General features: G+C 63.2%; 13 protein-coding genes and 1 tRNA gene. 7 read left to right on the top strand and 7 right to left on the bottom strand.

Going from position 1 to position 13,523, the window contains the following annotated elements:
* Positions 1–1,090, top strand: a 1,090-nt coding sequence (locus ACOJSJ_RS10800; RefSeq protein WP_420144988.1) for an MFS transporter, incomplete at its 5' end; no start/stop codon positions are given.
* 182 nt (positions 1,091–1,272) lie between these two features.
* On the opposite strand, the gene ACOJSJ_RS10805 is transcribed toward ACOJSJ_RS10800, so the two are convergent.
* Positions 1,273–1,357, bottom strand: a tRNA-Leu gene (locus tag ACOJSJ_RS10805).
* A gap of 348 nt (positions 1,358–1,705) precedes the next feature.
* Between ACOJSJ_RS10805 and ACOJSJ_RS10810 the strand changes: the two genes are divergently transcribed.
* The 6 genes from ACOJSJ_RS10810 to ACOJSJ_RS10835 all read left to right on the top strand — a co-directional run bounded on the left by ACOJSJ_RS10810 (position 1,706) and on the right by ACOJSJ_RS10835 (position 7,912).
* The gene (locus tag ACOJSJ_RS10810) at positions 1,706–2,116 is read left to right on the top strand and encodes a MerC domain-containing protein (protein WP_420144989.1); all 411 of its coding nucleotides are present in this window, start codon (positions 1,706–1,708) and stop codon (positions 2,114–2,116) included.
* Between the two features lie 155 nt (positions 2,117–2,271).
* On the top strand, positions 2,272–3,735 hold the full coding sequence (zwf, locus tag ACOJSJ_RS10815) for a glucose-6-phosphate dehydrogenase (RefSeq protein WP_420144990.1): 1,464 nt from the start codon (positions 2,272–2,274) through the stop codon (positions 3,733–3,735).
* Entirely contained in the window at positions 3,728–5,554 is a 1,827-nt protein-coding gene (gene edd / locus ACOJSJ_RS10820; RefSeq protein WP_420144991.1) for a phosphogluconate dehydratase, read from the top strand. The genes zwf and edd overlap by 8 nt, the downstream gene beginning before the upstream one ends.
* Positions 5,555–5,660: 106 nt before the next feature.
* On the top strand, positions 5,661–6,635 hold the full coding sequence (gene glk / locus ACOJSJ_RS10825; RefSeq protein ID WP_420144992.1) for a glucokinase: 975 nt from the start codon (positions 5,661–5,663) through the stop codon (positions 6,633–6,635).
* A gap of 86 nt (positions 6,636–6,721) precedes the next feature.
* Entirely contained in the window at positions 6,722–7,339 is a 618-nt protein-coding gene (gene eda, locus ACOJSJ_RS10830) for a bifunctional 4-hydroxy-2-oxoglutarate aldolase/2-dehydro-3-deoxy-phosphogluconate aldolase (protein WP_420144993.1), read from the top strand.
* Positions 7,340–7,399: 60 nt separating this feature from the next.
* Positions 7,400–7,912, top strand: coding sequence for a hypothetical protein (locus ACOJSJ_RS10835; RefSeq protein WP_420144994.1), 513 nt, complete (start codon positions 7,400–7,402; stop codon positions 7,910–7,912).
* A gap of 190 nt (positions 7,913–8,102) precedes the next feature.
* Here ACOJSJ_RS10835 and ACOJSJ_RS10840 read toward each other — a convergent pair whose 3' ends face one another.
* From ACOJSJ_RS10840 to ACOJSJ_RS10865, 6 genes are all read right to left on the bottom strand, one after another.
* On the bottom strand, positions 8,103–8,537 hold the full coding sequence (locus ACOJSJ_RS10840; RefSeq protein ID WP_420144995.1) for a hypothetical protein: 435 nt from the start codon (positions 8,535–8,537) through the stop codon (positions 8,103–8,105).
* A gap of 305 nt (positions 8,538–8,842) precedes the next feature.
* Positions 8,843–9,442, bottom strand: a complete 600-nt coding sequence (locus tag ACOJSJ_RS10845) for a gamma carbonic anhydrase family protein (protein ID WP_420144996.1) — start codon at positions 9,440–9,442, stop codon at positions 8,843–8,845.
* A gap of 13 nt (positions 9,443–9,455) precedes the next feature.
* Positions 9,456–11,669: a spermidine synthase gene (locus tag ACOJSJ_RS10850; RefSeq protein WP_420144997.1), complete on the bottom strand. Its 2,214-nt coding sequence runs from the start codon at positions 11,667–11,669 to the stop codon at positions 9,456–9,458.
* A 98-nt stretch (positions 11,670–11,767) separates the two neighbouring features.
* Positions 11,768–12,763, bottom strand: coding sequence for a porphobilinogen synthase (gene hemB, locus ACOJSJ_RS10855; protein ID WP_420144998.1), 996 nt, complete (start codon positions 12,761–12,763; stop codon positions 11,768–11,770).
* Between the two features lie 65 nt (positions 12,764–12,828).
* A complete protein-coding gene (locus tag ACOJSJ_RS10860; protein ID WP_420144999.1) occupies positions 12,829–13,038 on the bottom strand; it encodes a helix-turn-helix transcriptional regulator in 210 nt (69 codons plus the stop codon).
* On the bottom strand, positions 13,038–13,466 hold the full coding sequence (locus ACOJSJ_RS10865; RefSeq protein ID WP_420145000.1) for a hypothetical protein: 429 nt from the start codon (positions 13,464–13,466) through the stop codon (positions 13,038–13,040). The genes ACOJSJ_RS10860 and ACOJSJ_RS10865 overlap by 1 nt, the downstream gene beginning before the upstream one ends.
* Positions 13,467–13,523 lie beyond the last annotated feature (57 nt).

A 13,523-nucleotide genomic window follows, 5' to 3' on the forward strand; every position in this document is an offset into this window, starting at 1 on the left:
CGGCGGCTTTCTGCTCAGCGTCGTCGTGGTGTCCTCCTTCAGCGCACTCGTCGGCGCGGAGGCGTGGAACAGCTGGGGCTGGCGGCTTCCTTTCCTGTTTTCGATCGTCTTGCTCGCCGTTTCTATCGCAACGCGCATGAAACTGTCAGAGAGCCCGGTCTTTGAGAAGCTCAAGAAAGAGGGCGGACAGGCTGCCAATCCGCTGAAGGAGAGTTTCAACAGCCCTGCGAAAATCGTCCGATTGCTGGCTGGCCTGTTCGGGGTCGCGGCGGGGATCAGCGTGATCTGGTATCTCGCTCATTTCCAGTCGCTCTATTTCCTTCAGAACGCGCTGGGCGTTGAGGAAAATTCGGCACTGCTGGTGGTGTGCGTCGGGGCTGCGCTGAACATGGTAATGTTCATCGCCATGGGCTGGCTTTCGGACAAGGTGGGCCGCAAGACACTGAGCATCGTTGGCTATGTCGGGGCGCTGGCCCTGCTGTTCCCCACCTTCCACTGGATCGCTGGAGCGGCCAATCCCCAGCTCGTCCAAGCCATGAAGCAGAACCCTGTGGTGCTCGCGGGGGACTGCGCAAGCCCACAGGCACAGGCCCGATGCGCACAGCTCGGCGAGATGCTTCGCGAGCGGGAAGTGACCTATGATAAGTCGGATATGGCCGGCGTGGCGAGACCGACGATTATGGTTGCCGGAGCCATCATTGATGCCGGCGATCCAGGCAAGTTGGACCAGGTTCTGCGTGACGCCGGGTACGACCGGACACAGCATTCCCTGGGGTTCGCCAGCGCGCTCAAAGTGCTTGCGGGGCTGGCCGTTATCGGCCTGTTGTCGGCGCTCACCTACGGTCCGGCGGCCGCTCTCCTGGTGGAGCTCTATCCAGCGAGCACGCGCTACACCTCGCTATCGATCGCCTATAATATCGGCACCGGCTATTTCGGCGGCTTCCTTCCGCTGATCAGTCAGTATGTGGTCACCCAAACGGGCAATCCCTTCGACGGATTGTGGTATGCCATAGCCGTCCTCGTGCTGGCGCTATTCGTCACCATCGTCTTTGTGCCAGAAACAGCGGGCAAGCCGTTGCGGCTTACCTGAGCGCGCGCCCGGAGTGGCGCCAACCATTTATCATGGCCAACTAGCTCTCGATCGTAGCTAAGACGGCTTCCGCTACTTCCTGGCGGTCGCGAGAACGGCCAAGCTCCCGTTGCCGGCTCGATGCCATCCGACCACACAGGATCATGCTAGACATGCCGCATCTAACATTGCTGGGACAAGGATGGTGCGGGTGGTCGGAATCGAACCGACACTCCTTTCGGAACCGGATTTTGAATCCGGCGCGTCTACCAGTTTCACCACACCCGCACATTTGCCGCCGATTCTAGCCGACGCTCTCTGCACCTATACTGCACCTAGAGCGAAAACCGAACTCCGACAGTCACTTCTCCTTCACCCGTAACCCGCTCAAAACACGACGTTTTCAACTCATCGTGTTTTTCTGTGGATTGGTAGACAAACCACTTTTTGAGTCCGGCGCGTCTACCAGTTTCACCACACCCGCACGGCTGGTCGGCGGCAAATGACAAAATCCGGCGCGGGCGTCCAGCCGAAAAACGCGCAACACCATAAAACAGTTCGCATCATGGTTGACAGATCGGGCGCAGAAACCCAGATGGCATTAATGTGATATTATATCATTTCAAGAAAGAACCCATGCCTTCCTGCCGCCCATCGCGCCTTGCCCCATCATCTCCCATCCGCTGGCTCGACGGCCTGTCGCTATGCGCATCGTCGCTCTGCACCATCCATTGCCTCGCCCTGCCGTTGCTGTTTGCGATCCTGCCCGCGCTGGGCAGCCGCATCGATCCGGGCGAATCCTTTCACCTCTGGATGCTGGCGCTGGCCGTGCCGACCAGCCTGATCGCGCTGACGCAGGGCTGGCGCAGGCATCGCCGCATCGCCCTGCCGCTACTGGGCCTGATCGGCCTTGGCGCGATGGCGCTGGGCGCGCTGGCCACGACCAGCGCCGCTGCGGGAACGACATGGACATTGATCGGCAGCATGATGCTGGCAACCGCCCACATCGCCAACTGGCGATCCACCCGCGCCCCGCAATCGCTCTGACCCGCGTTATTTTCCGTCGATTTCCGTCCGTTCAAGGCACATGCTGTTGCGGCGAGCGAACGCGCGCGATAGCCTTCTTGCGTAACGATCCGCGCCCGCTATAAGGGCGGCTTCGTGCAGACATAGATAATTCCTCAACGGAGAAGGACCATCCTTTGACCGATCCGTCTGCCACATTCCTGTTATTCGGCGCCACTGGCGATCTGGCGCGAAGGATGATCTTTCCCTCGCTTTACAATCTTCTGTCCGACGGCCTGCTGCCCGACGACTTCATGATCGTCGCGTCCGGCCGGTCTGAAATGGACGACGACGCCTTCCGTCAGGAAGTGGACGCCGCGCTGCGCCAGTTCCTCGCCGCCGACCGCTATGACGATGAAGTTGCGACCCGTTTCGCCGCGATGATCGCCTATCAGCCGGTCGATGCAGGCAATGCGGATCAGTTCGCCGCGCTGGCAAAGCGGATCGACGGTCGGCTGGACCGCGGCCTGTCGGTCTATCTTTCCACGCCGCCTTCGCTGTTCGCTCCCACGGCGCAGGGTCTGGCGCAGGCGGGCCTGATCACGCCCGACACCCGCATCGCGATGGAAAAACCGATCGGCAAGGATCTCGCCTCGTCAAAGGTCGTCAACGACGGCATCGGCGCGCTCTTTGCAGAGGATCAGATTTTCCGCGTCGACCATTATCTGGGCAAGGAAACGGTCCAAAACCTGCTCGCCCTGCGGTTTGGCAACGTCATGTTCGAACCGCTGTGGAACGCGACGGCCATCGACCATGTGCAGATTACCGTCGGCGAAACCGTGGGCCTTGAAGGCCGCGTTTCCTATTATGACGGCGTCGGCGCGCTGCGCGACATGGTGCAGAATCATATTCTGCAAATCCTGTCGATCATCACCATGGAGCCGCCCGCCCGCATGGACCCCACCGCCGTGCGCGATGAAAAGGTGAAGGTGCTGCGTTCGCTGCGCCCCATGACCGACGAAACGGTCAAGACCAACAGCGTGCGCGGCCAATATTCGCCGGGCGCGGTCTGTGGTCAGATCGTCACCGGCTATGCCGACGAACTGGGTCAGGCCTCCGACACCGAAACCTTTGTCGCTTTGAAGGCGCATATCGACAACTGGCGCTGGCAGGGCGTGCCCTTCTACCTGCGCACCGGCAAGCGGATGCCCGCGCGCCAGTCCGAAATCGTGATTCAGTTCAAACCGGTGCGCCACAGCATCTTCGGCCGCGATGGGCATAGTACGGGGCTGGAACCCAACACGCTGGTCATCCGGTTGCAGCCGGAGGAATATATCCGCCTGGCCATCATGAGCAAAAGGCCGGGTCTGGAACGACAGGTGAAGCTGGACGAAGTGACGCTGGACGTGTCGCTGACCGCCGCCTTTGCCGGGCAGCGCCGCCGCATCGCCTATGAACGGCTGATCCTCGACCTGCTGGCCGGCGACGCCACGCTCTTCGTCCGCCGTGACGAGGTGGAGGCCCAGTGGACATGGATCGATTCGATCATCGACGGGTGGAAAGAGGCCAATGTGAAGCCCGCCGCCTATTCTTCGGGGAACTGGGGTCCGTCTTCGGCCATTGCCCTTATCGAACGTGATGGAGCCAGCTGGCATGACTGATCTCAATCCGGTGATCGCAAAGGTCACCGACCGTATCGTGGAACGCAGCGCCGCTTCGCGCCTGAAATATCTGGACCTGATCGAACGGGGCCGCGACGCAGGCACCAACCGCGCGCAGCTGTCCTGCGGCAACCTCGCCCACGCCTTCGCTGCCAGTGGCGAGGACAAACCGGTCATCCGCACCGGCGCGGCGATGAACATCGGCATCGTGACGTCCTATAACGACATGCTGTCCGCGCATCAGCCCTATGGCCGCTACCCGGAGCATATCAAGATCGCGGCCCGCGAAGTCGGCGCCACCGCGCAGGTCGCGGGCGGCGTCCCCGCCATGTGCGACGGCGTGACGCAGGGGCAGGCGGGCATGGACCTGTCGCTGTTCAGCCGCGACACCATCGCCCTGTCGACCGCCGTATCGCTCAGCCACGCGATGTTCGAAGGCACGATGCTGCTCGGCATCTGCGACAAGATCGTGCCGGGCCTGCTGATGGGCGCGCTGCGTTTCGGTCATCTGCCGACCATCCTGGTCCCCGCCGGGCCGATGCCGTCGGGCCTCGCCAACAAGGAAAAGGTCCGCATCCGTCAGCTTTATGCCGAAGGGAAAGTGGGCAAGGACGAACTGCTGGAATCCGAAAGCGCCTCCTATCATGGCGCGGGCACCTGCACCTTCTATGGTACGGCCAACTCCAACCAGATGATGATGGAGATGATGGGCCTGCACATGCCGGGCGCCGCCTTCGTCAATCCGGGTCCGAAGCTGCGCACGGAACTCACCCGCGCGGCGACCCATCGCATGGCGCAGATCGGCTGGGACGGCGACGATTACCGCCCGCTTGGCCATTGCGTCGATGAAAAGGCGATCGTGAACGCCATCATCGGCCTGATGGCGACGGGCGGCTCCACCAACCATGCCATCCACCTGCCAGCCATCGCGCGGGCGGCGGGCATCCATATCGACTGGACCGATTTCGCGGAAATCTCCGACGTCGTGCCGCTGCTGGCACGGGTCTATCCCAACGGCTCCGGCGACGTGAACCATTTCCATGCGGCGGGCGGCATGGCGGTCATCATCCGCGAACTGCTGGATGCTGGCCTCCTCCACCGCGACATCATGACCGTCGCGTCGGATGACCTGACGGCATATGGCACCGAACCCGCGCTGACCGACGAAGGGCTGGTATGGAACGACGTTCCCGCCTCCCGCGACGAATCGATGCTGCGCCCGGCATCCAATCCGTTTCAGGCCGATGGCGGCATGAAGCTGCTTCAGGGTAATCTCGGCCGTTGCGTGATCAAGGTCAGCGCCGTGGACAAGGAACGCTGGACCATCGAAGCCCCCGCCGCCGTCTTCCACGATCAGGACGATGTTCTGCGCGCCTTCAAGGCGGGCGAACTGGAACGCGATGTCGTGGTCGTGGTCCGCTTCCAGGGGCCAAAGGCGAACGGCATGCCGGAACTGCACAAGCTGACCCCGGCGCTGGGCGTGCTTCAGGATCGCGGTTTCAAGGTCGCGCTGCTGACCGACGGCCGCATGTCGGGCGCATCGGGCAAGGTGCCCGCCGCCATCCACCTGTCGCCCGAAGCCCTGGCCGATGGCCCCATCGGCAAGCTGCGCGATGGCGACATGGTGCGGGTCTGCGCGGAAACCGGCGCGGTCGACGCGCTGGTCGATGCGGCGACATGGGCCGCACGCGACATCCCTGCCGCGCCGCCTCCGCCCTATGACACGGGCCGCGAACTGTTCGCGCTGTTCCGCCATCACAGCGATCTTGCCGAACAGGGCGCGTCGCCGATCCTCGCGGCGATGGACAGCGAAATTTGACATGCGTCATCCCGGCGAAAGCTGGGATCTCGTGCGGCTGGGTCGCACCGCCGTCGCTTGAGATGCCAGCCTTCGCTGGCATGACGACACTATATAGGATGCCCTGATGACCGACATCATCGCCGCCGACATTGGCGGGACCAATGCCCGCTTCGCCCGTGCGTCCCTCGACGAACGCGGCGTCCCCACGCTCGGCACCGTGCGCAAATATAAGGTCGCCGACTATCCCAGCCTTCAGGCCTGCTGGGCCGCCTTTGCGGCGGATGAACAGACCGCTGGTCATGGCGACCTGCCCCGCGCAGCCTCCATCGCCTTTGCCACCGCCATCGGCCGCGACGTCATAAAGCTGACCAACAGCAACTGGGTGATCCGCGCCGATACGCTGGCGCAGGACATCGGCGTCGATAACGTCCGCCTCGTCAATGATTTCGAGGCCGTCGCCCATGCCGTGTCGCGCCTGCCGGACGAAAACCTGCCCCTGCTGTTCGGTGAAGACCGCCCCTTCCCCACCGATGGCGGCGTGACGATCCTTGGCCCCGGCACAGGCCTTGGCGTGGCGATGATCGCCTATGATCAGGGTCATCCCCATGTCATCGCGACCGAAGGCGGCCATCTGGATTTCGCCCCGCTGGATCATATCGAGGAGAAGATCCTCTCCTATCTGCGCGACAAGTTCCTGCGCGTATCCACCGAACGGATCGTGTCGGGTCCAGGCCTCAACTATATTTACAAGGCGCTGGCCACCATCGGCCATGACCGCGTGGTCCTGATGGAAGACCCGGAATTGTGGCAGGCCGCGCTCGACGGCAGCGACGAATTTGCCCGCCGTGCGCTCGAACGCTTCTGCCTCTGCTACGGCTCGGTCGCGGGCGATCTGGCGCTGGCCCATGGCCCGCACAGCGTCGTGCTGGCAGGCGGCCTGACCCAGCGGATGCGCGATTTCCTGCAACAGAGCGGCTTCCATACCCGCTTCAAGGCGAAGGGCCGGTTCGAAAGCCTGATGGCATCCGTCCCCATCCGCTGCGCCATTCATGAAGAAATCGGGCTGTTCGGCGCTGCCGCAGCTTTCAGGGAAAGATGATCTTTCTCTGAGTTTTTGTTTTTCGCGTTTTCGCAAGCCAGCAGATGCAAGCATCTGCTTCGAAAACGCTCGGAGGGAGAAGTGATGTGAGCTTGACCGTAGAACAGGTGATGGAACTGGCCCCGGTGATCCCGGTGCTGGTGGTGGATCGGGTCGAGGACGCGCTGCCGATCGCGCAGGCGCTGGTAAAGGGCGGCCTGCCCGCCCTTGAAGTCACGCTGCGCACCCCCGCTGCGCTGGACGTGATCCGTGAAATGGCCAAGGTCGAAGGCGCGGTCGTGGGCGCAGGCACCGTGCTCAACCCCGCGCAGCTCGACGCCGCGATGGAGGCGGGCGCCCGCTTCATCGTCAGCCCCGGCCTCACCGAACCGCTGGGCAAGGCCGCGATCGCCGCGAACATCCCCTTCCTGCCCGGCACCGCCACGGCGGGCGACATCATGCGCGGCATGGACATGGGCCTGACCCATTTCAAATTCTTCCCGGCCGAAACGTCGGGCGGCCTGCCCGCGCTGAAAGCGCTCGCGGCTCCACTGCACACCGCCCGCTTCTGCCCCACCGGCGGCATCACCCCGCAAAGCGCGCCCGAATGGCTGGCCCAGCCCTTCATCAAATGCGTCGGCGGCAGCTGGGTCGTGCCCAAGGGACCGGTGGATCCCGACAAGATCGAAGCGCTGGCCCGGCAAGCTGCCGCGCTTCCCCGCTGATTTGATCCTACGGGGCGCGGGGCCATTGCGCCCCGCGCCTGCCCCGCCTAGATAATGGTCATGACTCCGCGCCGCCTCTTTGCCGCTCTCGCCCTGTTCCTGTCGGGCTGCGCAGGCACGCCGCAAAGCTACCCCTCGCTTGCCAAGCGCCCGGCGGAAAGCGCCCCGGTGGCCAAAATCGCGCCGCCCGCCGCGCCCGTCCCGGCCGACGCCGCGCTGTCGTCGGAAATCGCGAAATATGTGAGCCAGGCCGACAAGGGCGCCGCCGCCTTCGACGCTGCCTATGCCAAAGCGGACAAGGCCGCCCGCGCCGCGTCGGGCGCGGCCGTCTCCAGCGACGCCTGGGTCACGGCGCAGGTCGCGATCAGCACATTGGAATCCGCTCGCAACGACAGCGTATCCGCGCTCGCCAGTCTCGACACCCTCTATGTCCAACGCAGCAACGCGGTGGCCGACGGCAAGGCGCAGGGCGGCCTTGAAGACATAGACGCCGCCCGCGCCGCCGCCCTGTCGCTGGTCGATCAGCAGAACGACCGCATCGACGCAATGAAAAACCGCCTGCCGCAGCCGTAAGGCGCTGGTCGATTAGCGACCAATTCTCCGTCATTTGACCGGACTGCCGCTTCGCTCCAAAGCAGACGCTAACGGAAAACACCTATTTTTCAAGCATCAATAAATAGCTTGGATTGGTCGCTATCTGGCAGCGACTTACCTCGCGAAAAGTGTATGCGTTTTAAGCAAAATGATAGAAGGTGATCGACATTCAATATTTTTTTCCGGCCAAGCAAGCCTGATCATTTTTGCAAATAGGGTCTACCTTGCGTGCGGCTGCCTTGATCGCTCCGCTTTTGTCTGCAGCCTGAAAGGAAGGGTCAGCATTTTGGTTATCGCGGCAATCGAGGAGCAACTTATTCATCAAATCGAAATTTTTTCCATATTGCGCTAGCAGATCCGATCCTACTTCTTTCGCTTTCGGTAATTCTGACGCTGACATGCGCTTCATTTCAAACAGGATGCGCCCGCTCATTCCGATGGCCGCCTTGTAGTTAGGATTGTCGCCAGAAAGCATCAATTCACGTCCATAATGAAACGCTGCCACGCAATGTGCAGGCTTCTTAGGATCGGGATTTGCCGCGCTAGTTGAACTACATGCAGAAAGCATCGTCAGCGCAGCGCCTGAAAATAAAAATAACTTCATGAAGCCTCCGCAGTTCGAAGGAGGCTATCGATCAGAAGTATTGCCTTCAGATTAACGTGCGGACGTGGCATGGACACAATTCCGTGATGGCCGTTTCCCAACCAATCTGACGATAATCACACGTTTGACGGGCATGTTTGGCGGACTGCTGAGACGTTGCTGTAGGCCTTTTCTAATGACCGAAAAATTCTGCCGGATTGCACAACTGTCCGGCAACCTCGCAAAAAGGGTTTCCGTCACCGTGCAATGGCTGCTTGTCGGGCGACGTGCCTCGTAAGCCGCCATTCCGCATCCCACCCAAACCGTCAATCCGCCCCCATCGCCTTCACCGCGCCTTTATGCGCTTTCCCTTCATGCACATAGTGATCCACGCCCTCGCGCATGTCGATCAGCGCTTCGTCGGTCAGGTCGCGCATATATTTGGCCGGTCGCCCCGCCCATAGCTGGCGGTGCAGCACCCGCTTCCCCGGCGACAGCAAAGCCCCCGCCGCCAGCATCGCGTCGCTTTCCACCACGCACCCGCTCATCACGATCGCGCCCAGTCCCACGAACGCCCGGTCCTCCAGCACACAGCCATGGACCATCGCCATATGGCCGATCAGCACATCGTCGCCGATGATCGCGGGATAGCCCTGCGCCGGTCGCCCGTCCGCCCGGTCGCCGGGGCTGTCGCAATGGATGACCGTGCCGTCCTGCACATTGGTACGCGCGCCGATGCGGATATGGTTCACGTCGCCGCGGATCACGCAATTATACCAGATGCTGGCGTCCGGCCCGATTTCCACATCGCCGATGATCCGGCATCCCGGCGCGATGAAGGCGCTGGAGTGGATGACCGGCGCTTTCCCGTTGAACGGGATGATGCTGACATCGGGATGATCCGGCACGGCTCCTGAAACAGGCATGGCGACTCTCCTCTTATGGTTTGACCTTCAGGATCGACAGGATGCTGGCATGATCGTCGGTCCAGGGCGCAAAACCCGCCCGCACCGGCAGCGTCTCCCAATCACCCGGCCGTCCCATCGCGGCCAGCCGGTCGATCTTTGCCGGATCACGCGACAGGGCGATCCACACGGACGCGGTATAGAAACGGGCCGCATCGCGCTTTGACGGTATATAGTGGCGCAGCCTCGCCTGCCACCCCGCCGCCTTCGCCTGCGCCGCGATCACCGGGCGCAGGTCCAGATAGCGGTTGGAAATATGGATCATCAGCACGCCGTCATCCGCCAGCCTGCGCCCATAAATCCCGAACGCCTCCCGCGTCAGCAGGTGCATCGGGATGGAATCGGATGAAAAGGCGTCGATGACCAATATGTCCGCGCCCTTGGCCGCCTGCTCCGCCAGAGTCATGCGCGCGTCGCCGATCACGATGTCGGCATGCGGCTGGCACCGCGACAGGAATGTGAAGTCGGCCGGATCGCGCGCGATGGCTGCCATCGCCGGATCGATCTCGTAAAAGCGCCAGTTCTGCCCCGGCCGCACATAACAGGCCAGCGTCCCCGCCCCCAGCCCGACCACATCGATCCGCGCATGCGGCCCGAACAGCGCGGGCGCCCGGCGCAGCGCCTGCCCCACGCCCGATTCCGGCGCATAATAGCTGGTCGCATCCCGCTCCCGTCCCGGCTTCATGTTTTGGATGCCGTGCAGCGTGGTGCCGTGGAACAATATCCGTTCGGTCCCGCCCCTGTTCGCCACGCCATAGACGCCGAAATAACTGCGCGTCAGCATGCCGGTGGCCGATTGCGACAGCTTCTCCCACCCGCTCAGGCACAGCATCAGATAGATCAGCATGGCAAAGATCAGCCAGCGATGGCCCAGCGCCAATATGCCCATGACGATGATCGTCAGGAAACAGATGGTCTTGATGATCGGGGTCTTCAGGTCGGGCGCCAGCCCCCCGCCGATCATCGACAGCGCCAGCCCGATCAGCATCATCGCCGCCGCCAGCCACAGCCGGCGGCCCGGATCTTCCCAGATCAGGCGCGGCAGGCTGATCGTCGCGTCCCGCGCGGGCAGCAACAGCGCCGCCCCCGCCAGCAGGATCGGATATTCATAGGTCCAGTCGAAAATCAGCGGCGCCAACAACGCGCAGAACAGCCCGCCCAGCATCCCGCCCAGTGACATCAGCAGATAGAAACGCGTCAGATGCACGGGCGCAGGGCGCAGGTCGTAAAGCCGCGCATGCAGCGCCGTCGCGGTCACAAACAGCACCGCCAATATGCCCAGCGCAATGAAGACCGGGAAATTGACCCCACCGGTAAAGGCGATGCAGGCGCCGATCAGCAGGATCAGCGGCGCGATGGTCAGGCACAGTTCCGCCCCGCCCCGCTTCACGGCGAACGCCACCGAAAAACTGAGCAGATACAGGCCCAGCGGCAATATCCACAGCAATGGCATGGCGACGATGTCGGTAGTCAGGTACAGGCTGGTCGCCAGCATCAGGCCAGACGGCACCGCCGCCAGCGCCAGCCAGTGCAGCATCGTGCGCGCATCGGGCCGGGGCGCATCATCGCCCCTGCCCGCCCCTTCGCCCGCCGCCTCGCCCGCGCCGTCCGGCGGCAACCGCCTTGCGCTCATATAGACGAGGAAGAACAGCGCCCCGTAACCGGTCGACCACAGGATGCTCTGCGCCTTCAGCGTCCGAAACGGTTCGACCAGCAGCGGATAGGCCAGCAACCCGGCAAAGCTGCCCAGGTTCGACGCCGCATAGAGCGGATAGGGATCGCTTCCGTCCGCCAGCGCATACCAGCGTTGCAGCAGGGGCGCCTGCGCCGCGACCACGAAAAACAGCGGCCCGATCGACGCGCCCAGCAGCCACAGCACCCACAGCGCCGGTTCCGTGCCCGCGGGCGGCTGCCATCCGGCCAGGCCGATCGGCAGGAATATCGCGGCGATCAGGAACAGGGCCAGATGGATCAGCGCCTGCCGCCGCGCCGAAAACCGCCCCAGCATATGGGCATAGCCATATCCCGCCAGCAACAGCGCCTGATAGACCAGCATGGCCGAATTCCACACCGATGGCGCGCCGCCCAGACGGGGCAATGCCATGCGGGCGATCATCGGCTGCACCAGAAACAGCAGGAACGACCCCGCGCAAATCGTCATGACAAAGCGCGTGCGTGTACCTATCATCCGCTTTTCAACCCCTTGTCGGCCGTTCTGCTCCTGTCATGGAACAGTCCACCGCTGCGGTTCAAGCGGAAGATGGCCGATCGGCCAATCTGGTCCTCTCAGTCGTTCAGCAGCCTTGCCGCATGCAACGCGTGATAGGTCAGCACGCCGCTGCACCCAGCGCGCTTGAACGCCATCAATGTTTCCAGCACCATCGCGTCGCGGTCCGCCGCGCCCGCCGCCACCGCATGTTCGATCATCGCATATTCGCCCGACACCTGATAGGCGAATACCGGCACGGAAAAACGGTCGCGCACCCGCGCGACGATGTCCAGATAGGGTAGGCCCGGCTTCACCATCACGCTGTCCGCGCCCTCCGCCAGGTCCAGCGCAACCTCACGCAGCGCCTCTTCCCCATTGGCGGGGTCCATCTGGTAATTTTTCTTGTCGCCCTTCAACAACCCGCGCGATCCCACGGCGTCGCGGAACGGGCCGTAAAATGCGCTCGCATATTTGGCGGCATAGGCCATGATCTGCACATTGGCGTGGCCCGTTTCCTCCAGCGCCTCGCGGATGGCGCCGATACGGCCGTCCATCATGTCGCTGGGCGCGATGATGTCGGCGCCTGCCGCCGCCTGATTGAGCGACTGGCCGATCAGCACGTCGATCGTCGCGTCGTTGACGACATAGCCGTCCTCGTCCAGCAACCCGTCCTGCCCATGGGCGGTATAGGGGTCCAGCGCGACGTCGGTCAGCACGCCGATGTCGGGCACCGCATCCTTGATGGCGCGGATCGCCCGGCACATCAGATTGTCGGGGTTCAGCGCCTCCTGCCCGTCGTCGCTGCGCCGATCGACCTGCGTGTTGGGGAACAGCGCCAGACAGGGAATGCCCGCATCCCGCGCTTCCTTCGCCCGCGCGACCATCAGATCGACCGACCATCGCGATACGCCGGGCAACGCCGCGATCGGTTCTTCCACCCCGTCGCCTTCGGTGACGAACAGCGGCCAGATGAAATCGCTGGGTGACAGGCGGTTTTCGGCGTGCATCGCCCGGCTCCAGGCCGACGCGCGCGTGCGGCGCATACGCAGCGCCGGATAGGAAGCATGGGTCATGGCCATGGGGTTTAGGCGGCCCGGCCGGGGGGATCAAGCGGGGCAGTTTGTCCCAGCTTGCACCGTCACATTTCGGCCTCCGCCTCGCCCTCGATCCAGAACAGTGCCTCCACCTGCCGGTCCAGATCGCGCGCGATCCTGATGGCCAGCAGCGCCGATGGCGTGAACACCAGATTTTCGATGGTGTTGATGGTCTTGCGCGACACGCCCACCCGCGCCGCCAGATCGGCCTGCGTCAGCCCCAGCCGGTCGCGCTCCTCGCGGATGCGGTTCATCAACCGTTCCGGCACAGCGTTTCCGTCACCCGTTCCGACACGCCAAAGCTGATCAGCGCGGAACTCATCCCCACCGTCATGATGATCTGGGTCGCGTCGCGCGGGCCATAGGGTTTCACATAGGTCAGCACATAGCACAGCAGCGCCGTCGCCAGCATGTTCCAGAACCCGATCATCAGCGACCGGCGACGGTTCACGTCGCTGCCTTCGTCGTTCAATATCCCGCGCAGCGCGCGGTGCCGGAACAGGCCGCTGGCCCACAGCATGAAGACCGCGACGATGACCCCGGTGATCATCCATGTCATCGGCCCGCCGCCGCCATCGTCCATGCGCTGCGTCTGGGTCACGATCAGCAATGTGCCCATCACGATCGCGGCGATCGATCTCTGGCGGGACAGCCGTTCCGCCCGCTTTGCCATGCTGCGCATATATCCTCCGATGTAACCCATGGGTTACAAGTAACCGATAGGTTACATGGCGTCAAC

The sequence above is a fragment of the Sphingobium sp. genome, from assembly GCF_048594625.1.
Taxonomy (GTDB): domain Bacteria; phylum Pseudomonadota; class Alphaproteobacteria; order Sphingomonadales; family Sphingomonadaceae; genus Sphingobium.